Annotated in this window: 20 protein-coding genes and 1 tRNA gene; 8 read left to right on the plus strand and 13 right to left on the minus strand. The window is 73.1% G+C overall.

What is annotated here, in order from left to right; all coding sequences use genetic code 11:
- Window positions 1–137: 137 nt before the first annotated feature.
- Both ACZ4S3_RS18330 and ACZ4S3_RS18335 read right to left on the minus strand, forming a co-directional pair.
- On the minus strand, window positions 138–1,562 hold the full coding sequence (locus ACZ4S3_RS18330; RefSeq protein WP_467934819.1) for an amidase: 1,425 nt from the start codon (window positions 1,560–1,562) through the stop codon (window positions 138–140).
- Between the two features lie 82 nt (window positions 1,563–1,644).
- The gene (locus tag ACZ4S3_RS18335) at window positions 1,645–2,610 is read right to left on the minus strand and encodes a D-2-hydroxyacid dehydrogenase (protein ID WP_467934823.1); all 966 of its coding nucleotides are present in this window, start codon (window positions 2,608–2,610) and stop codon (window positions 1,645–1,647) included.
- A 208-nt stretch (window positions 2,611–2,818) separates the two neighbouring features.
- On the opposite strand from ACZ4S3_RS18335, the gene ACZ4S3_RS18340 reads away from it, so the two are divergent.
- The 3 genes from ACZ4S3_RS18340 (at window position 2,819) to ACZ4S3_RS18350 (ending at window position 5,842) form a co-directional block, all read left to right on the plus strand.
- Window positions 2,819–3,730 (plus strand): maleate cis-trans isomerase family protein, encoded by a 912-nt coding sequence (locus ACZ4S3_RS18340; protein WP_467934827.1) that lies wholly within the window; start codon window positions 2,819–2,821, stop codon window positions 3,728–3,730.
- A 107-nt stretch (window positions 3,731–3,837) separates the two neighbouring features.
- Window positions 3,838–4,563 carry a maleate cis-trans isomerase family protein gene (locus tag ACZ4S3_RS18345; RefSeq protein WP_467934831.1) on the plus strand — a complete coding sequence of 242 codons (726 nt, stop codon included), beginning with the start codon at window positions 3,838–3,840 and terminating at the stop codon, window positions 4,561–4,563.
- Between the two features lie 163 nt (window positions 4,564–4,726).
- The gene (locus ACZ4S3_RS18350; RefSeq protein WP_467934835.1) at window positions 4,727–5,842 is read left to right on the plus strand and encodes an LLM class flavin-dependent oxidoreductase; all 1,116 of its coding nucleotides are present in this window, start codon (window positions 4,727–4,729) and stop codon (window positions 5,840–5,842) included.
- Between the two features lie 16 nt (window positions 5,843–5,858).
- Here ACZ4S3_RS18350 and ACZ4S3_RS18355 read toward each other — a convergent pair whose 3' ends face one another.
- Window positions 5,859–7,679, minus strand: coding sequence for a putative bifunctional diguanylate cyclase/phosphodiesterase (locus tag ACZ4S3_RS18355; RefSeq protein ID WP_467934839.1), 1,821 nt, complete (start codon window positions 7,677–7,679; stop codon window positions 5,859–5,861).
- A 361-nt stretch (window positions 7,680–8,040) separates the two neighbouring features.
- On the opposite strand from ACZ4S3_RS18355, the gene ACZ4S3_RS18360 reads away from it, so the two are divergent.
- A complete protein-coding gene (locus tag ACZ4S3_RS18360; protein ID WP_467934844.1) occupies window positions 8,041–9,285 on the plus strand; it encodes a M6 family metalloprotease domain-containing protein in 1,245 nt (414 codons plus the stop codon).
- Window positions 9,286–9,351: 66 nt separating this feature from the next.
- Here the strand turns inward: ACZ4S3_RS18360 and ACZ4S3_RS18365 are convergent.
- The 6 genes from ACZ4S3_RS18365 to ACZ4S3_RS18390 all read right to left on the minus strand — a co-directional run bounded on the left by ACZ4S3_RS18365 (window position 9,352) and on the right by ACZ4S3_RS18390 (window position 15,149).
- A tRNA-Lys gene (locus ACZ4S3_RS18365) sits at window positions 9,352–9,425 on the minus strand.
- A 56-nt stretch (window positions 9,426–9,481) separates the two neighbouring features.
- Window positions 9,482–10,087, minus strand: a complete 606-nt coding sequence (locus ACZ4S3_RS18370) for a bifunctional DNA primase/polymerase (RefSeq protein ID WP_467934848.1) — start codon at window positions 10,085–10,087, stop codon at window positions 9,482–9,484.
- A gap of 217 nt (window positions 10,088–10,304) precedes the next feature.
- On the minus strand, window positions 10,305–10,688 hold the full coding sequence (locus ACZ4S3_RS18375) for a hypothetical protein (RefSeq protein ID WP_467934853.1): 384 nt from the start codon (window positions 10,686–10,688) through the stop codon (window positions 10,305–10,307).
- An 83-nt stretch (window positions 10,689–10,771) separates the two neighbouring features.
- Entirely contained in the window at window positions 10,772–12,160 is a 1,389-nt protein-coding gene (locus tag ACZ4S3_RS18380; RefSeq protein ID WP_467934857.1) for an AAA domain-containing protein, read from the minus strand.
- 134 nt (window positions 12,161–12,294) lie between these two features.
- The gene (locus ACZ4S3_RS18385; RefSeq protein ID WP_467934861.1) at window positions 12,295–13,848 is read right to left on the minus strand and encodes a hypothetical protein; all 1,554 of its coding nucleotides are present in this window, start codon (window positions 13,846–13,848) and stop codon (window positions 12,295–12,297) included.
- Window positions 13,839–15,149, minus strand: a complete 1,311-nt coding sequence (locus tag ACZ4S3_RS18390; protein ID WP_467934866.1) for a hypothetical protein — start codon at window positions 15,147–15,149, stop codon at window positions 13,839–13,841. Before ACZ4S3_RS18390 ends, ACZ4S3_RS18385 begins: the two co-directional genes overlap by 10 nt.
- Before the next feature lie 292 nt (window positions 15,150–15,441).
- Between ACZ4S3_RS18390 and ACZ4S3_RS18395 the strand changes: the two genes are divergently transcribed.
- A complete protein-coding gene (locus tag ACZ4S3_RS18395; RefSeq protein WP_467934868.1) occupies window positions 15,442–16,035 on the plus strand; it encodes a histidine phosphatase family protein in 594 nt (197 codons plus the stop codon).
- Window positions 16,036–16,193: 158 nt separating this feature from the next.
- Here ACZ4S3_RS18395 and ACZ4S3_RS18400 read toward each other — a convergent pair whose 3' ends face one another.
- Complete coding sequence (locus tag ACZ4S3_RS18400; RefSeq protein WP_467934873.1) at window positions 16,194–17,597, minus strand: tetratricopeptide repeat protein; 1,404 nt, start codon at window positions 17,595–17,597, stop codon at window positions 16,194–16,196.
- 245 nt (window positions 17,598–17,842) lie between these two features.
- On the opposite strand from ACZ4S3_RS18400, the gene ACZ4S3_RS18405 reads away from it, so the two are divergent.
- Window positions 17,843–18,277 carry a hypothetical protein gene (locus ACZ4S3_RS18405; RefSeq protein WP_467934877.1) on the plus strand — a complete coding sequence of 145 codons (435 nt, stop codon included), beginning with the start codon at window positions 17,843–17,845 and terminating at the stop codon, window positions 18,275–18,277.
- A 19-nt stretch (window positions 18,278–18,296) separates the two neighbouring features.
- Here ACZ4S3_RS18405 and ACZ4S3_RS18410 read toward each other — a convergent pair whose 3' ends face one another.
- Together ACZ4S3_RS18410 and ACZ4S3_RS18415 are read right to left on the minus strand one after the other, a co-directional pair.
- On the minus strand, window positions 18,297–19,583 hold the full coding sequence (locus ACZ4S3_RS18410) for a glycosyltransferase (protein ID WP_467934882.1): 1,287 nt from the start codon (window positions 19,581–19,583) through the stop codon (window positions 18,297–18,299).
- Window positions 19,584–19,645: 62 nt separating this feature from the next.
- Entirely contained in the window at window positions 19,646–20,746 is a 1,101-nt protein-coding gene (locus ACZ4S3_RS18415) for a hypothetical protein (protein ID WP_467934887.1), read from the minus strand.
- A 263-nt stretch (window positions 20,747–21,009) separates the two neighbouring features.
- Between ACZ4S3_RS18415 and ACZ4S3_RS18420 the strand changes: the two genes are divergently transcribed.
- A complete protein-coding gene (locus ACZ4S3_RS18420; RefSeq protein WP_467935567.1) occupies window positions 21,010–21,276 on the plus strand; it encodes a chaplin in 267 nt (88 codons plus the stop codon).
- 151 nt (window positions 21,277–21,427) lie between these two features.
- Entirely contained in the window at window positions 21,428–22,288 is an 861-nt protein-coding gene (locus tag ACZ4S3_RS18425; RefSeq protein ID WP_467934892.1) for a spermidine synthase, read from the plus strand.
- A gap of 20 nt (window positions 22,289–22,308) precedes the next feature.
- Here ACZ4S3_RS18425 and ACZ4S3_RS18430 read toward each other — a convergent pair whose 3' ends face one another.
- Entirely contained in the window at window positions 22,309–22,878 is a 570-nt protein-coding gene (locus ACZ4S3_RS18430; protein WP_467934896.1) for a hypothetical protein, read from the minus strand.
- Between the last annotated feature and the right edge of the window lie 114 nt (window positions 22,879–22,992).

The following is a 22,992-nucleotide window of genomic DNA, read 5'->3' on the forward strand; positions in this document are numbered from 1 at the left end:
TGGCACGCACGCTCGCTGCGTTGTCGGGCTCGCCCCGATACGCCCAGTATCGGGGCGGCCCTCCGCCTTGCGATCGCACGTACCAGACGCCGCGGGGCCCGCCCTTCGGGCGAACGACGGGAGTTTGACGACAGCCCCTAGGGGGCAGGGGGCGCGGGGATCCGGGCGGCCCCCGCCCCGTACAGCGCGTGCGCGGCGCGCAGCACCAGCGCGTCCGCATGCCGCGCCCCCACCAGCTGTACGCCGATCGGCAGCCCGCCGCCGTCCAGCCCGCAGGGCAGCGTCGCGGCGGGCTGCTGCGTCAGGTTGAAGGGGTAGGTGAACGGCGTCCAGCCCGTCCAGCGGGCGTGGCCGGATCCGGACGGTACCTCGACGCCCGCCTCGAAAGCGGTGATCGGCTCGGTCGGCGTCACCAGCAGGTCATAGGCGCTGTGGAAACGGCCCATCGCCTGGCCGAGCGCCATCCGGGTGTCCACGGCCGCCAGATAGTCCAGCGCGCTGTAGCGGGCCCCCTGCTCGCAGATCTCCCGCAGCCCCGGGTCGAGCAGCTCGCGCGCCGCGTCGTCCAGGGGCTGTACGACCCGCGCCGCGCCGCTGAACCACAGGGTGTGGAACGCCTCCACCGGGTCCGCGATGCCCGGGTCGATCTCCTCGACCACCGCGCCGAGCCCGGCGAGCGTCTCGACACTGGCGCGGACCGCCGCCGCAACCTCCGGCGCGACCGGCACATCCCAGCCCAGCGACGGGCTGAACGCCACCCGCAGCCCGGCCACCGGCCGCTCCAGCGCCGCGCGGAACGAGCCCCCCGGCGGCTCCAGCTGGGACCAGTCCCGCCAGTCCGGCCCGGTGATCACATCCATCATCAGCGCCGCGTCCGCCGCGTCCCGGGTCATCGGCCCGACGTGTGCCAGCGTCCCGAAGGGGCTGGCCGGATAGAGCGGGACCCGCCCGTAGGTGGCCTTGAGGGCGAAGATCCCGCAGAAGGAGGCCGGGATCCGGACCGATCCGCCGCCGTCCGTGCCCAGGCTGAGCGGCCCGGCGCCCAGCGCCACCGCCGCCGCGCTGCCGCCGCTGGAGCCGCCGGCGGTGCGCTCCGGGTCGTACGGATTGCCCGTCACCCCGTGCCGCGGGCTGTCGGTGACACCCTTCCAGCCGAACTCCGGGGTGGTCGTCTTGCCCACGAACACCGCGCCGGATGCGCGCAGCCGGGCCACCGCCGGCGCGTCCTCATCCCATGCCGCGCCCTCGGCCCGGACGGTCAGTGAACCGCGCAGCGTCGGCGCGCCCCGGGTCAGCAGCAGGTCCTTGACGGTGACCGGCACCCCGTCCAGCGGACCGGCGGGCGTACCGGACCGCCAGCGCTCCGCCGACTCCTTGGCCTCGGCCAGCGCCTCGTCCGTGGCGATCCGGGTGAAGCAGTTCGTACGGGTCTGGGCGGCCTCGGCGCGTTCCACGACCGCCCGGGTGGCCTCGACGGGGGAGAACTCGCCGGCTGCGTACCCGGCGGTGAGCTGTGTGGCGGTGAGGTCGGCGAGGCGGGTCGAGGTCGGTCCGTTCGTCATGCGTCCTCCGAGCGTTGGCCGCCCCCGGGGAGGGCGGCGGGCGGGGTGCGGGGGCGGGCCGGGGCCCGGACGTCCCGCACCGTCACTGCACCGGTACGTACCCGAGCCGCTTGTCGACGAGATTGCGCAGCGGCTCGCCGGCCGACCACTGGTCGAAGTTGTCCTGGAACTGCTCGGCGAGCGCGTCCCGCCAGCCCAGCGTGTCCCCGCTCATATGGGGCGAGACGATCAGATGCGGGACGTCCCACAGGGGACTGTCGGTGGTCAGCGGCTCGTGCTCGAAGACGTCCAGCGCGGCGGCCGCGATCCGCCAGCCGCGCAGCGCCGCGACGAGATCGTCCTCGACTACCAGAGGGCCGCGCCCGATATTGATGAACCGTGTCTGAGGCGTCATCCGGGCGAACGCCTCCTTGCCGAAGAGGCCGCGGGTCGACTCCGTCAGGGGCGCCGCGCAGACCACCCAATCGGCGTGGGGCAGCAGGTCGTTCAGCGCGTCACTCGGGTGTACGAAGCCGAATTCCGGGTCGTCCGGGCGGGCCCGGCGGCCGACCAGGTCGACCTTGACACCCAGTGCCAGGAGGGTGGTGCCGATGGCCCGGCCGATCGGGCCGGAGCCCACCACGACCGCCCGGGTGCCGGCCACCCGGAGGGTCTCGCGGTGCTGCCAGCGCCGCTGTCGCTGGAGCTCCCAACTTCCGTAGAGATCTTTGGCCATGGCGATCACCAGCCCGGCGACGTACTCGGCGATCGGCTGCTCGAAGACGCCGCGCGCATTGGTCACCAGGGTGTCGTCGGCGATCAGCGCCGGGCACAGCAGGCGGTCCACGCCGGCGCTGGCGGTGTGCACCCAGCCGGGTTTGGGACCCTTTTCCGGCCATGCCTCGCGGATCGCGTCCGAGGTGAAATCCCAGGCCAACAGCACATCCGCGGAGGGGAGTAGGCCGGCCAGCGAGGTCTCGTCGGCGTAGATCACCCGGGCCCGGCCGGTCAGCCGGTCGAGTGCGGGCGGCGGGTCGGAACCGAGGACAAGGACGGTGCTTTCGGACATAGGCCAGAAACCGTTCTGAAACGTGTGCCCTCTATGAAAGAAAAGGGCGCCGACAGATGCCTGAGATGCGAGGATTGACCACGCTAAGAAGTCGTATCTACCGTGTCAACAACGGCTCTGTTCCGACGTCCCGGCATGCACCGGCTGCTCCACATCCCTCGGCCACTGGCCTGGCCATTCCCGCCCTTCGTTTCTTCTAGGGGCCTTCATGGACGTCTCTTTTCTCGGAGGCCCACAGCCTCAGCTCGGCGTGGGCGTCGTCGCTCCCTTCGACTTCGCGCTCGACCGTGAGCTGTGGCGGTGGGTCCCCGACGATGTCTCCCTCCACCTCACCCGGACTCCATTCGTGCCCGTCGAGGTCAGCCTCGGTCTGGCCCGTCTGGTCAGCGAGCACGAAACCCTGCGGGCCGCCGTACAGGCACTGTGCGCGGTCTCCCCGCAGGTCATCTCCTATGCCTGCACCTCCGGCAGCTTCGTCGGCGGCGTGGCGGGCGAGCGGGCCATGTGTGCCGCCATGGCCCAGGCGGGGGAGGTGCCTTCCCTCACCACATCGGGCGCACTCCTCGAGGCGCTGCGTGAGATCGACGCGCGACGCATCGCGGTGGTGACCCCGTACACCAAATCGGTCACCGATTCCCTGGAGGAGTATCTCGGCGAGGCGGGCATCACGGTCACCGGCCGCGCCTACCTCGGACTGACCCGGCACATCTGGAAGGTGCCCTACCGCGACGTCGTCGACATGGCCCGCACCGCCGTGGTCGGGGCGGCCGACGCGCTCTTCATCAGCTGTACGAACCTGCCGACCTACGACGTCATCCCGCAGCTGGAGGCCGAGCTGCGGATGCCCGTGCTGTCCGCCAACCAGGTCACGATGTGGGCGGCGCTGCGAGCCATCGGCGCCTACGCGGTGGGCCCGTACCAGGCGCTGCTCGACCCGGTGGCGCGGCGCGGCCCGGCCGCGATGACCGGGACGGGCACGGGCGTGCCGGAGAGCCGGCCCGGGGTGACCCCCGAGGCCGCGTTCGCCGGGCCGCCCGCGCCTCCTGACGGGGAGGCGGGTGACGGCATCGAGCCACCGCCCTACCTGCCCGAGGATCCCGGCCCCACGCCTTCGGTCTGAGGCCGCCAGGGGCCCGGCCCCTTCGCACCGCGCTGCCGGCGGCCGCACCGCCGGCAGCGCTCATCAAGACACCCGCACCCACCGCCGTACGCGAAAGGGAGAACTGCATGGCATCGGTCGGCTTCCTCTACCCCGGTCACTCCGCGGAGGACGATTACCCCCGGCTCGAAGCGCTGCTGGGCGGCGCGGTCCGGCTGCCGCTCGTGCACACCGATATCGGCGAGGACGCCCATCGGGTCGACGCGCTGCTGGAGATGGGCTCCGCCGCGCGGCTCGCGGCCGGCGTCGACGACCTCAAGGGCCAAGGCGCCGAAGCCGTCGTCTGGGCCTGCACGAGCGCCAGCTTCGTCTTCGGCTGGGAGGGCGCCCACGAACAGGTGCGGGAGTTGTCCGTCACGGCCGCCCTGCCCGCCTCCAGTACGTCCTTCGCCTTCGCGCACGCCCTCCAGGCGCTCGGCGCGCGCCGGGTGTCGATCGCCGCGACCTACCCGGCCGACGTCGCCGAGCGCTTCCAGTCGTTCCTGAAGTCCGCCGGTACGGAGGTCGTCTCGACCCGCGGCAGCGGCATCATCACCGCCGCCGAGGTCGGCACCTGGGGCCGCGAGGAGGTGCTCCGGCTCGCGCGGGCCGGCGATCATCCCGACGCCGAGGCGGTGCTGCTGCCGGACACCGCCCTGCACACCGCCGCGTATCTGCCCGACCTCGAAGCCGAGCTGGGCAAACCGGTCCTCACCGCCAATCAGGTCACGGTCTGGGAAGGGCTGCGTCTCCTCGGCCGCGAGATCGCCTGCCCGCCGCTGGGGACGCTCTTCGCGCGGGCGGCGCGCGCCTGAGGGCTGTCCCGTAATCCCTGGCGGGCGGACCGGGGAGTGGGCCGGCCCCGGAAGAGCGGGCCCCGGGCGAAGCGGTCCCCGGAAAAAGCGGACCCCGGGAATAACCGGAGAACTTCTCCGGTTATCCACCTCGCAGATCAGCGAAGCGAGGAGGACCCGCACCGTGAGCGGCGAAGTGGACAAGACCCCGGGCACCGACGACGGCATCCGGGGCACCGCCCGGGGCACCGCGTCCGTCCCCCTGTCCGTGCTCGACCTGGTGACCGTCGGCGCCGGCAACACCGCCACCGGCGCCGTACGCACCGCCGTCGACATCGCCCGTACGGCAGAGCGCCGCGGCTTCCACCGCTACTGGGTCGCCGAGCACCACTCCATGCCCGGCGTCGCCTCCTCCTCGCCGGCCGTGCTGCTCGCCCACCTCGCGGCGCACACCTCGTCGATACGGCTCGGCTCCGGCGGCGTCATGCTCCCCAACCACGCCCCGCTGGTCATCGCCGAGCAGTTCGGCACGCTGGAGGCGATGGCCCCGGGCCGCGTCGACCTGGGCCTGGGCCGCGCGCCGGGCACGGACGGCGCCACCGCCGCGGCGCTGCGGCGCACCGAGAGGCTGCACGAGGGCGCGGACGATTTCCCCCAGCAGCTGCTGGAGTTGACCCGCTTCCTGGACGGCTCCTTCCCCGACGGCCATCCGTACGCCAAGATCCACGCCGTCCCCGGCCCGGTGCAGGCCACCTCGCCCGGCGGCGTGCAGTCCCCGCACCGCCCGCCCCTGTGGCTGCTCGGCTCCTCCGGCTTCAGCGCCCAGCTCGCCGGGGCGCTCGGCCTGCCGTTCGCCTTCGCGCACCACTTCTCCGCGGCCAACACCGTCCCCGCGCTCGACCTCTACCGCTCTTCCTTCCGCCCCTCCGAGGTGCTCGCCGAGCCGTACGCCCTGATCGGCGTCTCGGCCCTGGCCGCCGAGGACGAGCACGAAGCCCGCCGCCAGGTCATGACCGGCGCCCTGTCGATGATCCGCCTGCGCACCGGCCGGCCGGGCCTGGTCCCCACCCCGGAGGAGGCCGCGGCGTACGACTTCAGCGACCGGGAACGCGACTTCGTCGACAGCTGGATCGGCAACGTCATCCACGGCACCCCCGACACCGTCCGCCAGGGCCTCGACGACCTCGCCAAGCGCACCGGCGCCGACGAGCTGATGATCACGGCCAACGCGCACGGCGGGCCGGCCAGGCTCAGGTCGTACGAGCTGATAGCCGACGCCTACGGGCTGCCGCGCGGCTGACCTGAAGGGGCGGCGCTCAGCTCCCGGTCCGCCGCCCCGCGTCCAGCAACGCCTCCACCCGGTCCGGCGCCACCGGCCGTGAGTAGAGCCACCCCTGCCCCGTGTCGCAGCCGATCCGGCGCAGCCGCTCGGCCTGTTCGGCGCTCTCCACGCATTCGGCGGTGACGGTGAGGCCGAGGCGGTGGGCGAGGGCCACCAAAGCCTCCACGATCATCTCGTCGGCCGGGTTGGGGTGCTCCTGGGAGCGGAAGCCGTGGACGAAGGAGCCGTCCAGCTTGAGGACGGAGACCGGGAGGCGGCTGAGGTAGGCGAGGTTGGAGTAGCCGGTGCCGAAGTCGTCGATGGCGATCCGTACGCCCATGTCGCTGAGCGCCTGGAGGGCCTGCAGGGGCCGCCCGGCCGAGCCCATCACCGCGGACTCGGTCAGCTCCAGCTGGAGGAGACGCGGCGGCAGGCCCGTCTCGGCCAGGATTCCGGCCACGTCCGCGACCAGGTCGGAGTCCCACACCTGACGTACGGCCACATTGACGCTGACGAACAGCGGCTGGCCGCCGGGATGCGCCAGCTGCCAGGCGCGTGCCTGGTGGCAGGCGCGTTCCAGGACCCAGCGGCCCAGTTCGACGATCGCGCCGTTCTCCTCCGCCAGGGCGATGAACCGATTCGGCGACAGCGTCCCGAACTGCGGATGCCGCCAGCGCACCAGCGCTTCGACGCCCTGCGCCCGGCCGTCACCCAGACCGACCAGCGGCTGGTACTCCAGGGTGAACTCACCGCGCTCGACGGCCGGGCGCAGCGTGCTGGACAGCGCCTGGCGGGTCATGCGGTGCGCGTTGCGCTCGGGGTCGAAAAGGGTCCAGCGGGCCTTGCCGTCCTCCTTGGCCCAGAACAGCGTGGTGTCCGCGGCCTGCATCAGCCCGGTGGCGGTGGTGCCGGCGGCGGTCCGCTCGACGACGCCGATGCTGGCCGAGACCGACAGCCGCTGCCCGGCCAGGTCGAACGGGCGCTGCAACGCGTCCAGCACGCACTGGGCCAGTTCGGCCAGCTGGTCGGTGCCGGTGGAGTCCTCCACCAGGAGGGCGAACTCATCGCCGCCCAGACGGGCCACCAGATGGCCGCCGTGCCCGGGGCCGCGGTCGCCGGCGCGCTCCGCGCAGCGGGTCAGCCGCTGGGCGACCGCGCTCAGCAGCCGGTCGCCGACGCGGTGCCCGAGGGTGTCGTTGACGGCCTTGAAACCGTCCAGGTCGAGGTAGCACAGCCCGATCCGCCCGGTGCCGGACGGTTCGAAGGCGGCCGCCTCCAGGGCCGCGGAGAGCCGCTCGAAGAAGAGCGCGCGGTTGGGCAGCCGGGTGACCGGGTCGTGCATCTGCAGATGCCGCAGCCGGGCCAGCAGATCGTGCCGGTCGCTGATGTCGGCCACCGACAGCAGCACCCGGTCCTCGCCCATCTGCGGCTCGACCGTGACCTCCACCCATACGGAGTGCCCGTCGGGGTGTTTGAGGCGGCGGGTACAGCGCAGCCGGTCGCTGCGCCCGCACAGCACCTCGCGGTAGGCGGTCCACACCCGCGGGTCCGCGCCGAGGTCGGTGAGATCCGCGGCGGTGGCGGCGACCAGTTGGTCCGGGTCGGTGCCGACCAGTTCGCCGAAGGCGGGGTTGGCGGCGAGGACCAGCCCGTCGCGGTTGAGAACGGCCATCGGGAGGCGGGCGGCGTGGAAGGCGGCGCGGTAGTCGGCGAGCGCGGCGGCGGTGCCGTCGCAGCGGGCCGAGACGTCGCAGGGGGGCGCGGGGGCGCGCCGGGCGCCGCCGGACCCTTTGGCCCTGTCGTCACGTTCCGTCACGGATGGCAGCGTCGCTCCGGGCGTGCGGCCCGTACTGTCGGGGTGTCCGCTCACTGCTCGCTCCCGCATGGCGCTTGTCTCGTGATGGAGGGTGGATCTCGCGCTGGAAAGTGTGGCGATCATAGAGGCTGGTGCAACGGCCGATCCAGCGACGCAGCCGCGATCATCGGCACGCATGACGGAACTTCAGCCATTTCTGCACGACTGTGTTCATGCGGATTGCATGGTTGGCCGTTTGTTACTTTCCGTTACGGGCAGTCGGCGACTCGCCGATCACTCTTCTGGGCCCCCGAACAGGACGAACGGCAGACGAACGGCACAGGGTGGGTGAGGTCTTCCGATTCCGTCCCTGGAGGTCGATGTGCCGCGCGACCGGACACCCCACGGGGTGGAGCGCCGTCGACTTCGGCGTCTCGCAGCCGTCACCACCTCGTTGACCGCCCTGATCGCGACCTCCATCGTCGCGGGGCCCGCCACCGCCTCCGAGGCCGCTCTCTCCTGCACGCTGGGACGCACCGACGCCCACCACTCCGAGGGCCTGGACAGCTGGAACGGCGCCTACCCCCGCCCCACCGGCTCCCTCGACGCCGTAATGATCTTCCTGTCCTTTCCGGACTCCCGGCCCATAACCCGCCCGGGAGAGCTGTCGAAGGACTACTTCCCGGCCACTTCCCGCTTCTTCGACCAGGCCTCGTACGGCAAATTCCGGCTGCGTTCGCACCTCCACCGCAAGTGGGTACAGATGCCGCGCCGCTCCGCCGCATACGGAATACAGCGCGACTGGGACTCCGGCCGCCGTTCGGCCTATCTGCGCGACGCGGTCGCCGCCGCCGACCCTTCGATCGACTTCAGCCGCTACGACCTGGTCTATTTCGTCGCCGACCCGGACGCCCCGGGCGTCGACTCGGACGCCACCAAGGTGGTCAACCTGGACGAGCCGATGCACGCCGACCACACCGATCTGCGCCGCTTCGTGACCGTCTTCGAACAGAGCCCGCCGGACCGCAACGTCCTCGCCCACGAGACCGGCCATGTCTTCGACCTGCCGGACCTCTACCACCGCCCGGACGACGGCAAGGGCGACTGGGACACCTATGTGGGGGACTGGGACCTCATGGGCAGCCAGTTCGGCCTGGCGCCCGATCCCTTCGCCTGGCACAAGTGGAAGCTCGGCTGGCTCGGCGACAACCAGGTCGACTGCGCGACGCTGTCCCGCACGCCGTCGGTGCACTCGCTGCGGACCCTGTCCGCCCCCGCGGAGCCCGGCGACGACCGTCGCCCGCGGCTGCTGGTGGTCCGCACGGGCCCCGAGAGCGCGCTCGCCATCGAGGCCCGCGGTGCCGTCGGCAACGACCGCTCCATCTGCAGCCAGGGCGTCCTGGCCTACCGCGTGCACGGCGATACGGCCTCCGGATCCGGGCCGGTCCACGTCCTGGACGGCCATCCCCGCACCGCGGCCTGCTGGGGCACCTCCGTCTACCCGCCGCTCGCGGACGCGCCGCTGGGCGTGGGGGAGAGCCTGACCGACGCGGACGACCGGGTACGGATCCAGGTCCTGGGGCGCGGCGCCGACGGGGACTGGACGGTCAAGGTGAGCCGCGACTGAACGGTGCGCCCACCTCACCCGGGCATGACGAAGGCCCCCACCGAGGTGGGGGCCTTCGACCGTCTGTGCGCCGCCAGGGACTCGAACCCCGGACCCGCTGATTAAGAGTCAGCTGCTCTAACCAACTGAGCTAGCGGCGCCTGCTGACGGAGGAAACATTAGCACCCGGTCGGGGGAGCGCAAAAATCGGTTTGTCTCAGCTCGGGGTCAGCGCCGGAACCGGGCCCTGAGGTGCGGCTTCGTGCTCCTCGTCGGCCGCACAGCGGGCCGCGCGGACACAGGCCCACAGCAGCACGTCGGGACCCGGCAGCCAGGGGTGGCGGACGTCCGGGGCGACCAGCCAGCGGGATCCGGACGGGGCGGCGCCGTCGGCATCGTCGTCGGCGGTGTGGCAGGGGTGCAGCGGCGGGACGGTCACCGCGTCCCCGCTGCCGTGGCACAGCAGCGGCGGTACGGCGCGCGCCCACTCCTCCCAGCCGAGCAGCGACGGCAGCCGCTGGGCGGTCCCGGGGGCGGTGAACAGCAGGATCCGGCCGCGGTGCGCCGCCACCGGCCCCGAGCCGGGGCCCGCGGACCATAACCGGTCGACCATGCGGCGCCCGAAGAGCGCCGGAGCGTTGATCACGTCGAAGGCGGTGCCGCACGGCAGCACGCTGGGGGCGGTGGGCTGGGTGGCCCACAGGGTCTGGAGGGTGTGCGGATGAGGACTGGCGGAGGCCAGCCAGTCGGCGCCGGCGAGGGTGACGTACGCCGCTGTGGGGAACGTCAGGGTGCGGGGAGTGTCGGGCAGCCAGTCGCTCATGGGGACAGGTCTACCCATTCCCCGCCTACCGGTTATGCGGATTGCGGGAAATCGGGACGGGACGCGGCGTGAGCAGGTATCTTGCCCGCTTCGCATATGCCAACGGCTCATGGTGGTGGACCATGAGCCGTTCTGAGGTGTGTGTGACGGGTGGTACGGGCGGGGCCGGCCGGCCGGCCAGCCGGCCGGCGTTCGGCGAGGCCTGACCGGCCGGCGCTCAGTCGGTGTCGCGGGTGTGGGTCCCGCCGTCCCGCAGCAGACCGCGGCCGAACTCGATCATCTTCTGCGCGTAGTCCTGCGACCACTCCGCCTGCTCGGCGAGCACGGACAGCGGCATCCGGTCGAAGCGCCGCGGGTCGGTCAGCTGCGCGGCGGCCACCGCCTGGTACTCCGTGGCGCGGTCGGCCGCCACACGGAAGGCCAGCGCCAGCTCCGTGGAGCGGCGCAGCAGCTCGCGGGGGTCCTCCATCGACTCCAGGTCGAAGAAGTGCTCGGGGTCGGCGACGGCCTCGGGCGGCTCGAAGAGCAGCGGCGCGGGCCTCCTGCGCCGGGGTGCCGGCGCCGCAGCGCGGGGGTCGGAAGCCGGACGCGGCTGGGACATGTACGTACCTCCAGGATCGTGTGCCGCATTCCATTGTCCCGCCCCGCGCAAGTAGGCCATAGGGCCGGAGCGGATACGGGCTCTCAGGAGCGTGAACCCCGGCCCCCGGCCCCCGGACTCCACCGGACCCGGTGCTCCGACAGATGTGCCAGTACGGCGTGGTTGGCCTCCCAGCCGTCCGGGAACTTGACCGTGACGCCGAGCTGCACCGGCTCGGTCGAGGGGTGCTCGTCCAGCAGCTCGGTGACGCCCTCCCGGCACACCACGATGCAGGCATGGCGGTGCCGGGAGGCGAGCACGCACAGCCGGCCGGTCTCCAGGTGGAAGGCGGTGGCGTCGGGGCGGCCGGAGAGCGGATGCAGCACGACCGTGACGTCGAACTCGCGGCCCTGGAGGCGGTTCGCGGTGTCCACCGTGACGCCGTGCACCCCCAGGCCGGCGAGCGCGGCGCGCACGGCTGCCGCCTGGTCGCGATGGGCCGTGCCGACCGCGATCCTCTCGGCCGTCAGCGGCACCGGATCGGGGGAGTTCTCGCTGGTCGCGACGCCGCCGCGGTCGAGCAGCCGGCGCGCCACCAGGGCCACCGCGCGCACCGCCTCGGGGTCCGTGCGCGGCGTATGGCGGGCGGGCAGCTCGAGCAGGCCCCAGCCGGACCCGGCGGCCTCGTCCAGCACCCGGTCCACGCCCGAGCCGTCCCCGGCCACCCCGAACGTGAGGCGGCGGTCGCCGTGGTCCGTACCGCTGCGGAAGGGGGTGTACGGATAGAACGCGTCGGACACCAGGGGCGCGGCGGAGGCGGGCAGGCGCCAGGAGACCGGCAGGCGGTGCTGCGGCAGGTCCGGGTTGTGGGCCAGGAGCGTGGCGACGGCACTGGAGGACGGGTCGTACGCCAGCCCCGCCCACTGGTCCGCGCCCACCACGCTGAACGGGTCCAGCTGCCCGGGATCGCCGACGAACAGCGCCCGCTCGAACAGCCCGGCCACGCTCAGCAGCGCATCGGAGCGCATCTGGTACGCCTCGTCCACGATGGCGTGGTGCCAGGGCGTCTCGACCTTGGTGTAGGCCCATTTGGCGGCCGTCGAGACGACGATGTCCATGCCCGCCAGATCGGCGATCTTCGCGGAGGTACGGACCGAGGGGAGCTCGGCCAGCGTCGGGTCGAAGGCGTTCGCGTCGCTGCTGTGGAGGCGGCCGACCGGCAGCCCGGGGTCCTTGTCGGCCAGGCGCAGCACGAGGTCGTCCACCTGGGCGTTGGTCTGCGCGACCACCATCAACGGGCGGCCCGCGGCGGCCAGTTCGCGCGCCGCGCGGACCACCAGGGTGGACTTGCCGGCGCCGGGCGGGGAGTCGACGACCACGCCGCGCCGGCTGCCGTGCAGCGTGTCGTGCAAGATCGCGTCCGTCGCGGCGGCGGCCGCGGCGGCGGGGTCGAAGGAGTGAGCTGTGCGCCGCGCGTCGCGAGAACCAAGCACGCGCAACCTCCTTGTCTTTCGGGGCAACCGGGCTGGTTCCAACCCGGCTGGTGTTGAACGTGTAAGACTCGATCGTTCGCTGAGCGACCGAGCTGTGTGAGCCAGGAATCTCCCCGCTTTCGCTGGGGGAGGGTTCAAAGGAAGTCCTCCGCCGTCACGGGGTCGGGGGTGTCCGCGGGCGCGCCCGCGGCGGCGGCCGCCGCCGGCCCGCCGTGCGTCCAGGGGGTGTCCTCGGGGTCCGGGAGCTCCGGGCCGCCGCGCGGGGCGTGCTCGAACAGCGTCCAGGACACCGCGTCGTCCGTCTCCGGAACCGAACCGGGCTCCGGCTCCTTGCCGCGCCCCATGCCGCCCGTCAGCCGCACCACCAGGGCGCCCGGCTCCCCCGCCGCATACGAGACGAACTCGGCGGTCTGGGTCTTCCCGCCGGCCATCGGGCGGTAGAGCTTGGCGTGCTCGGCGAGCTGCGGGCGGTCGGCCGTGCGCAGGGTCACCAGGGGGCGCGGCATCGGCCGCTTGCCTTCGGAGTACGCCATCTCGACATGGACGACCGTGCCGCACATCGCCTCGCCGGACAGCCGGCGCCCCGCCATCACCAGCGGGTCGTCCAGGGCTTCCTGGGCGTCCAGCTGGGCCTGCGCGGTCTCCCGGGACGCCAGCTTCTGGGCGGCGGTGACGGCGTCGTCGCGCCTGGGCTGCGGCGGCTCCCCGGCGCGGACCCGGTCGCGGTGCGCGGTGTAGGACCAGCGGTCGCGCTTCCAGCGGTCGGTGACCCGCGCGCCCGGCGGCAGCCCGCGCAGCAGCTCGAGGCCCTGCCAGACGGCGTCCCAGGTCGGCCGCAACTGGCCCTCCACCAGGGTGCGGATCTCCTCCTCGGCGCCGGGCGACCCGGCGTCGTAGCGCGCCATCGCGGGGGACAGCAGCCGGTTGTCGAACGCCGGGTCCGTGGCCGGGCCGGCCGGCGGGCACAGCAGCTGGCCGGCCGCGTCGCGCCCGGTCTCCGCGCGCTCGGCCGCCTCCTGGCCGGACATGCCCGCGGGCGGGTCGATCCAGGCGAGCAGCGCGCCCAGATGCTGGTCCTCCAGCATGCTCTGCCCGGTGGCCCAGTGGCGGCTGAGCAGCCCCGTCATGGACAGCAGCAGACTCGCGGCCGGTACCCGGGCCCGTTCACCGAAATGAGTGAACCAGCGGCCCAGCAGCGGAACATGCGGCGGTGCGGGATACGGCGTCTCCGGCTCCTGCTCGGCCGTCCGCCGAAAGCGCATCGAGCGGCCCAGCAGCCGGACGAAATCGATGCCCGCGGCGCTCGGCACGATCAACTGCGGGGCGTCCGCGCACAGTTCGACCTGCACCGGGACCCGCTTGCCGGTCTCCGGGTCGGTCTCCTTGCGCTCCTCCCACTCGATGACGTCCGCGAAGCCGTCCACATACGGCAGTACCGCCTCGGCCAGCTCCGCCAGGAACGCGAACCGCAGCTCGCGGTCGCGCGGCTGCGGTACGGCCAGCAGCTGCGGCTTCTCCCGGTCCGTGCCGACCAGCATCCCCAGGGGAGCGCCGGCCTCACCCGCGGTGGTCAACGGGACGAGGACCAGCGGCCGTTCGGACAGATGGCGGTGGCGCACCGTGGTCAGCGGCGCGGCGCGGCCCGAGGCCACCGCCTCCATCCGGGCCAGCGTCTGGATCAGTGACATGCCCGCCCCTCCGCCCGCTCCGCCGCCCGGTCTTCCGACTGGTCCGCCGCCCGCTCCGCCGCCGCGGCGGCCAGCGCCTCGGCGCGCAGCGCGGCGGCCCTGCGCAGGGCGACCACGGCCGGGTCGTCGGGGCCCTCGGCCGCCCCGGCGTCATCGGGGGCGGCCGCCTCGAGGACCGCCTCGATGGTGCGCAGCCCGCCCAGCTCGCCGCGCACCCCGCGCCCCAGCGTCTCCACCGCGCCCTGCTCGCGGGACCGCTTACGGCAGTGGAAGGCCAGCTCACAGGAGGCCAGGCACTCAGGGGCGTAGGCCGCGCCGACCGCCTCGACGGCCTCGGTCAGCTCCTCGGCGGGCCGGGTCGCGGTCTTGCCGTCCTCCGCGAGGCGCAGATCGAAGGTGGTCCCCGGGGGGAGGGCGGCGGCGATCTCCTCGACGCGGGTGAGGCGGGTCAGCTGCCGCCGGGTCGTGGCCAGCTGCTTGCGGACGTCGACGGCCGCGGCGGTGGGCAGGTTGGAGAAGTCCTTCGGGCAGACCAGCAGCACCCGGTCGCGCACCCGCACCCGGCGCCCGGTCCGCGCGGCGACGTGCCCGGCGACGGTCTCGAGAGCGAGGACGTACACCGCCGCCTGGCGGGCGGCCTCGCCCACCTTGGAGGCGTCCGCCGCGCCGTCGATCATCGGGAAGGACTTGATCTCCACGACCGTCCAGCTGCCGTCCGGATGCACCACCACCGCATCCGGCTCCACATAGACCGGTGAGCCGGCCACCTCGACGGTCAGCATCGGATGATCGAGCAGCGCCCAGCCCTCGGCCGCGGTCGCCTCGCGCAGCGCCAGCGCCGTACGGGCCGCGCGGCCTTCGGGCCCGGCGGCGGACAGATCGGGGACGGCGACCTCCGCGCCCTCCGGCGGCGGGCTGTCCGTGCGCAGCCGCTCGTGCAGCAGCCGCATCAGGGCCGCGCCGCCGTCGGCCTTGACCCGTGACTCGAAGGTGATGCCGCGCATGATCGCGAACTGGGACTGGCCGTACGTCGCGGGCGAGCCGAGCGCCTGCGCCAGCGCGCCCTTGTCGATCCCCGCGCCGTCCAGCAGCGCGCGACGCCGGCAGCCGGGATTGGCGGCCAGCGCGGCGAGTGCGCGGGCGTCGAGCGAACGGGGCCGCACGCCGGGGCCGCGCAGCTCGGTGAGCCGCCGGCGCAGGCTCGGTGTCGGCTTCTGCTGCCCCGCCGGCGGTGCGGCCGCCGCGGGTCGACTGTCGCGGGAAACGTTCACCTGCGAAAGTCTCGCATCCGGCACTGACATGCGGGGCAACCACCCGAAGATCCGTGCCCGATCGGCCCGCCGCCCGCCCGGACCGCAACCGGCAACGGCTCCTGCCCCGGTTTGCCACGGCGTGCGGTGCCATGCGGGGCAACCACCCGAAGATCGGCGCCCGCTGAGGGCCGGCCCGCCCGTGACGACCTCCCCGGTTACGGACAAAACCACCCCGTGCGCGATGATGGAAGTACGTCCCGCGGTCAACGCCGCCCGCGCCGAGAACGATCGACGATCGACGACCCACCGATGCATTCGGCGAAAGGCGAGAGGTACGACCATGGCAGCGCGCATACTCCTGGCCCGGCACGGACAGACCGAGTGGTCCCTGTCCGGCAAGCACACCGGGCGCACGGACATCCCCCTCCTGGACGAGGGCCGCCGCGGCGCCAAGCTCCTGGGCGAACGGCTGCACCGCGCCCCCTGGAACGGCCTGCCGGACGTCGAGGTCCGCACCAGCCCGCTGGTCCGCGCGAAGGAGACCTGCGAACTGGCCGGTTTCGGCGGCCGGGCCCGGGACTGGGACGCGCTGATGGAGTTCGACTACGGCGCGTACGAGGGCCTGACCCCGGCCGAGATCAAGGCCACCCGCCCGGACTGGCTCATCTGGCGCGACGGCGTCCCCGGGGGCGAGACCCTCGCCGACGTCACTGCGCGGGCCGACGAGGTCATCGCCTGGGCCCGCTCCGCCGACCGTGACGTCCTGCTCTTCGCCCACGGCCACATCCTGCGCGCCCTCGGCGCCCGCTGGATCGGCCAGGACATCTCCTTCGGCGCCCGCATCCGCCTGGAGCCCACCTCCTTGTCGGTCCTGGGCTGGGCCTACGGGGAGCCGGCGATCGAGCGCTGGAACGACACCGGCCATCTGGGCTGACGGGACGCCGGGAAGAACTGGCGGGAGAGCCCTGCGGTGAGGTGAACTGCGTGACAGCCGGACCGGGTTGACGTGTTCGAGGCCGCATGCTTTCCGCCGCGGGCCACGCGGTACCGGCCCTCCGCGGGCCACCCCTGGGCCGAGTCGGGCCGGCCGGGTCAGTGGGCCGGTGCTCCCGCCGTCGCCGCATGCCGCTCCAGGAACTCCGCGACCCGGACACAGTCGCGGTGGCCGGCCAGCTTGCGGGCGGTGCGGTCGAGCATGGTGCGGATACGGGCCGAGCGGACCTGGTCCAGCAGTGCCAGGACCCGGGTGCCGGCCGCGGCGGCCTCCTCCGGGGCGCCGCTGTCGGCGAGGTCGCCCGCCAGTTCCGCGGTGAACAGGGCGATATTGCGGGTGAAGTGAGGATCCTGCATGCTCACCGCCCGGCGCGCGAGATCCGCCGCGCGTTCGCCCTCGCCCAGCGCCGACCAGCACTGCGCCTCCAGGCCCGCCAGTTCGGCCTCGCCGTAAAAGGTCATCCATTCGGGGTCGTTGTCCCGCGCTCCGCCCGCGAACAGCCGCTCGGCCCGCGTCAGCGCCTGCTCGCAGGCGCTGCGGTCCGCCAGCACCGCCCAGCCACCCGCCTCCCGCAGTGCCAGCAGCGACAGCAGCCGGGGCGAGGCGAGGTGCTTGGCGGCCTGCTGCGCGGCCTGGGCGGCGCGTACCGCCTCGCGGGGGCGGCCGGCGTCGCGGGCCAGGAAGGCGGTGTTGCAGAAGGCGTGCGCCTCCAGCGCCGCGTCGCCGCAGACCCGGGCGGTGGCCAGCGCCTCGGCGTAGTGCGAGCGGGCGTCGCCGAAGCGGCCCGAGTCATGCGCCAGCCAGCCGACCGAGATGGCGAGTTCCCCCGCGCCGCAGTGCAGCCGGTCGGCGACCGCGCGGCGCTGGACGCCGGCGTCCAGCAGTTCGTAGGCGGCCCGCAGGGGCTGGGTGGCGCGGCGGTAGATGCCCTCCGCGCCGTGCCGGTCGTCCAGCAGCCGGATCCGGCGGACGGCTTCCTCGACGGCGGTGGCCTCGGCGGCACCGGCCCGGCCGGCGGGCGTCCGTGGGCCGGGCACGATGGCGGCGGCTTCGGTGGGATGCAGGGCGGTGATGCCCAGGGCGGCCGCCGGGCCGCCGGTGATGAACGCGCGACGCAGCACGTCGCTCTCCTTGCAGATCTGGATACAGGTATCGCGGTGGTCGGGTTCGGTTGCCAGGGGCGCGGCGTTCACCGCCGTACGCGCCCCCCGTCCGCGTACCGTCTCGCGTGGCGCGAAGCCCATGTCCGGCAGCGCCAGCCCGGGGAACATGTGCCGGAACACGCGTTCATAGGCGTAGTTCGGGCAGCGGATCTCCCCGGACTCGACGCGGCCCACATAGCGGGCGTCGCACGAGACCTGCTCTCCGATCTCACGGGCGGACCGTCGGACCGCCGCCGCGAACTCGCCTGGGGACAGCCGGCCGCGCAGCTGTCGGAAAGCGGTGTTCGGGCGGGCGGGTACGGTGCGGGACGACGCTGATCTTGCTGGTGGCGACGCCATGGCGGACCCTCTCCGTGGCCTTTCCGTGCCATCTTGTGGCGGTGCCGCGTCCTGGCGGTGCGGCGGGACGACCGTACCGGCTAGCAGGGGCGCGATACCCAGCGTTTGCCCACAATCCGCCCATCTCGCCCGTGATCTGCCATGAAGTGCCATCCTTTGCAGCGTTACGCCGCCGTAGCTGTTGACATACGGAACCGTTGAAGTCGGTGTAAAGGGCGCGGCGCGTGCATGAGGAGGGGTTCTCCATGTGGGAGACCGGCGTGAGCAGAGGCGTGGGCAGATCCGAACCGAGCACGCCGCAGGGGCCGGTAGAGCCCTGTGACCTCGTCACGGTGCCCGCCCGGCAGGGGCTGGAGGCCGTCGACATCCTCCGGCTGCGCGACGGCGTCGGCCCGGTCCTGCACGACGGCGCCTGTCACACCCTCGGCTTTCTGGTGCCGCCCGGCACGGCCGACGGCTGGGACGTCCCGGGCAGCGCGTGTACGCAGACCTACGGGCGCGGGCTCGCGGTGGGGGCGGTGTGCGGCGGCGAGGGCGCCGTGGCGGAGCCGCCGGTGTCGGGCACCGGCTGGCTGGTGCCGCCGGAGGGCGCGTACGCCGACGCCACCGACCCGGTCGTGCTGCGCGCGGCGCTCGGCGAGGCGGCTCGCACGATCGAGGCCGTCGACCGCTGTCAGTGAGAGCCGCGGCCCGGCACCCTCATCTGTTCGAGAGGGAGCGGTCGCGTGGCGAGGGGGCCGGCGGCCGGGCGGGGTCGGGCAGCGAGACCTGGGGCGCGGCCGCTTCCGGCGCGGGCCCGCCGGGTGGGGGGGCCGGCACGGGGAGGGTCGCCGGACGGGCCGTCCGGCGACCCGGTGCGGCGGCGACGGCCGCCTCGTAGACGGCCATCAGCGACTCGGCGCTGCGCGCGATGTCATAGCGCCGCACCACCGGCGGGACCGGCAGCCGGCCCGGTCCACTGCGGCGCAACTCGCGCAGTGCGGTGGTCAGTTCGTACACCACGGGGCTGATCCGGCGGGCGCCCGGGGTCTGGTCCGCGGGGAGCTCGTCGACGGCCGGGCAGCTGCCGTACAGGACGTGCAGCCCGGCGGCGAGCGCCTCCAGGACGGCCAGCCCGAACGCCTCGTCCTGGGACGGGGAGACGAACACATCCATCGCCGCCAGCAGCCCGGGGATGTCCAGCGCCCTGCCCGGTCCCTCGGCGGCGCCGGCCGCGACCGCGCCGCCGCGTTCGCCCAGCAGATGGATGCGGCTGCCGGAGCCGAACTGTTCGGCCGTCTTCCGCAGCACCTCGCGCTCGGGCCCCTCGCCCGCCAGCAGCAGGTGGACGCCGGAGAGCTGGGTGACCGCCCGGACCAGGACGTCGAACCGCTTGGCGGGCACGAGGCGGCCGACGCCGCCGACCACGAACGCGTCGAGAGGGATGTCGAGCCGGGTGCGGACGGCGGAGCGGACGAGCGGGTCGTGCCGGAAGCGGTGGGCCTCGATGCCGCTCGGCACCACATGGATGCGCGGCTCCGGGACGCCCCAGCGGCGCAGCCGGGCGGCGACGGTGTCCGAGACGGCGACCGTGGCCGAGCCGAGCCGTTCGGTGGCCCGGTAGAGGGTGCGTACGCCGCGGGTCAGCCGGCGGCCCTCGATCACCGCGTCGCCCAGGGAGTGTTCAGTGGCGACCACGGCCCGTACGCCGGCCAGCCGGGCGGCGATCCGGCCGTAGACGCAGGCGCGGTAGAGATGGGTGTGCACCAGGTCGTAGCCGCCGTCACGGATGAGCCGGGTCAGGCGGGGCAGCGCCCTCAGGTCCCGGTTGCCGGTCATGCCCAGGTGGGTGACGGGGGTGCCGTCGGCCCGGATGCCGTCGGCGACCGGACCGGGGCCGGTGAGGGCGACGACCTCGCAGCGCGCCGGCAGCCGCCGCAGCATCAGCCGCAGCTGCTGTTCGGCGCCGCCCGTCTCCAGGCCGGTGATGACATGCAGAACCTTCATCACGTACTGCTCCCCTGATATCCGAGCTGACAGAAATCTCCGCGGGAATTCCGGGGTGCCGATCAGCGCCCGGTGTCGGCCTGGACGAAGAGCGCGCCGAGCAGATATCCCGCATCCTGGGTGGCGAACCGGAAAGCGAGACGGTCGCCGCCGGACCGGAGTGCGGGCCTCAGATCGAATACATCGGAATCAAACCCCAGGGTATTGCGATAAGCGGGCCGCCGGGCGGTGTCGCGGCCGAAATCGGTGATGGTGGAATTCATCACATCATTAGCCGGGTTGGCGGAATCCCAGAGGGCTACCGGAGCCTTTTGGTCGGCGGTGGCATAGAGCGTGTCATTTCCGCTGCCGCGGTCGCCGTTGTATGCCAGCACCCCCGCGCTGCCCCGCGCATTCGGCGGAATCCGTAGCCCTTTCAGGTTCACCGAAAGGGCGTGGCGGTTTGCATTCAGCGGCTGAAATCCGTCCCAGAGCGCGAGCGAACGCAGCGGTTCCCGGGCATTCTCGTACGCGACGACCAGCGTCCAGCCGCCCCAGCCACCGGCCGGAGAATTCCCCCGCGCCGCATTCACCTGGCCCACCGTGTAGAGGCCGGCGCCGCCGGACCGCACCGGCTCGGTGACGTCCGCCGACGCCTGGAAACCGTCGGTCCTGGTGGTGGTGCGGTGGCCCGTCAGGGTGTCGGCGCGCACCTCCTGGTAGTGGTCGCCGGGCAGGGCGAACAGCACCCGGCCGTTGTTCTCGGCCTGCTTCCGCTCACCGGCCCGCAGATTGCCGCCCCAGTACAGCCGGGCGTAGCTGACCCGGGAGTCCGGCGGCAGCCGCAGCTCCGCGCGGCTGGAGTTGTCGGTGCGGGCGTCGGCGTCGATGTCGATATAGGCCATCCGGTAGCGGCCGTTGGCGCCGGCGCCGCCCTGCTGGACCGCCGCGCACGGCCCGGCCGCGCGGGCCGTCGGCGCGCCGCAGGTGACCGAGGAGTTGGCGGCACGCACGATTCCCCCGTGCTGCTTCACGTGATAGCGCTCGGTGAACGGAATTCGTGCGGATTCACCGGGAGCCGATACGGCCACCGCCGGGGACAGCGCCGAAGACAGGGCGGCCGACAATGCCAAAGCCGCTACCGCGCATACGGCACCGCCGGTGCGGTCCATCGGCTTCCGCATACCGTCCTCTCCCGATTCGGGCAGTCACTCCGGACTTCAATCAGTCAAACAGGAGAGCACTCTGACAGAAATCATGTCGGAAATCGTCGCAGGCACGCCGGTTGCCGCCCCGGCTGTGCCGATCAGCGGAATACGGTGCCGCGCTGAGCTGCAAAGAAGTCCCGGATGGGCGAATGTTTTCCCGGAAGGGCGAACGGCCGCATCCCCACATCAATTCGCTCGTTGTGACCGTTGCCTATTCGCGAACTGAAAGGAGAAAGATGATGAAGCGGTTCGTCAAGACCGCCGTCATGGCCACGGTCAGCTGTGCCATGGTGCTGGGCAGTGCGTCCGTCGCCACTGCCGGCGGTCACCACCGTCACCACGGTCACGGTGCAAAGGCCGTCGGCTTCGCTGCGCACTCCCCGGGTTTCCTCAGCGGCAACGTCGTCCAGGTGCCGATCAGCATTCCGATCAACGTGTGCGGCAACACGGTCAACGTGCTCGCGCTGCTGAACCCGGCCTTCGGGAACCGATGCAGGAACTGGTGACCTGAGCGCCGGCCCGGAAGGGCATCGGGCCGACACGGGTCTCGGTGTGCGGCGGCGGGCAACCCGGGCCATCGGTCCAGGGCGGCCCGCCGCTCCACCGCGCACGGGGGCCGGCGCCAGGTGGCGCATCCCCCCGCCCGATACTTGGGGCATGGCAAAGAGCAGACGCGGGCGCGGCGGTCCGGAGTCCGTCACCCAGGCGGTGGACGGCGGCCTCGCGGAGCTGCGACCCGACCGGGACCGGCCGCGCGGCTGGACGCTGCTGATCGACGGCGCCCCGCAGTCGCATGTGGACCTGGCCGACCCCACGTATCTGGAGTTCTCCTACCAGCGCCGCCTCGGCCACATCGCCGACCTGGCCGCGCCGCCGGGCAAGCCGCTCCAGGCCGTCCATCTCGGTGGCGGCGCGCTGACCATGGCGCGCTATGTCGCCGCGACCCGGCCCCGCTCCACCCAGCAGGTCGTGGAGATCGACGCGCCGCTGATCCAACTGGTCCGCAGCCAACTCCCGTTGGAGAGCGGCTGGCGCATCCGGGTGCGCGGCGGGGACGCCCGCGCCGGGCTGGCGAAGATCCCGGACGGCTGGGCCGACCTGATCATCGCGGATGTCTTCGGCGGGGCCCGCACACCCGCGCATCTGACCAGCACCGAGTTCGTGGGGGAGGTGCGCCGGGTGCTGCGCCCCGGTGGCTGCTACGCGGCCAACCTTGCCGACGGGCCGCCGCTGCGCTTTCTGCGCGGCCAGATCGCCACGGTCCGTACGGTCTTCCCCGAGCTGTGCCTGACCGCCGACCCGGCCGTGCTGCGGGGCAAGCGCTTCGGCAACGCCGTGCTGTTGGCGTCCGACCGCGAGCTGCCGGTCGCCGAGCTGACCCGGCGCGCGGCGGGCGATCCGCATGCGGGACGGGTCGAACACGGCCGGGCGCTGGCGGACTTCACCGGCGGTGCGGCACCGGTGACCGATGCCACGGCGGTCGCCTCACCGGCCCCGCCGGCCGAGGCTTTCGACTGACACCCCGGTCAACCGGCGTACTACGTCGCGTTGTTGCTGGTCTCCACGGTCGGCGAATGGCCGTTCCAGGTGCAGATCACCGACGTATGGGCCGCGCCGCCCGTGAAGTCCACCCGCAGCCACTGGTCCTGCTTCCACACCTGCATCTGCCACCCCGAGTTCGGGGTCGCCGACACCAGCTCGGCGGACTGCGCGCCCATGTCGAGGACGACCCGGCCGCCCGCCGTGGCGTAGCTCCTGATCCGGCCGTCGGCGGCCGAAGAGGAGCCGGCCGGCGGGGTGGGGGAGGAGTGCGATCGCTCGCCGCTGCCGGCCGAGGGCGTGGACGACTTGGACGGCTTGTCGTCGGACGGCGACGGACTGTGCCCTCCCGTCGCGGACGGCTTGGGGCGGTGCGTGGAGGAGGCGCGGGGCGAGACGCCGCCGTCCGCCCGGTCGCCGGATGCGGCCACCTGATCGGAGAGCGGCAGCGCACGGGGCGCGTCGTAGGCCGTACCGGACAGCACCGTGTGCACGCCGAACCACGACAAGGTGACCGCGGCGCCGGTCGCCAGCGTCCAGGCCAGCGCGTGAATCAGTCCTCGTTGCATTTGGCTCATACTGCACCACCGGCCCGCCCCGTTGCAGCCCGTCCGCGACGGCCACCACCCCCGCCCGGCGTCAACCTCGGGTAAAGAGACCGGCCCGAATGGCGTACGGTGCCG

It is taken from the genome of Streptomyces sp. NPDC028368, assembly GCF_055565615.1.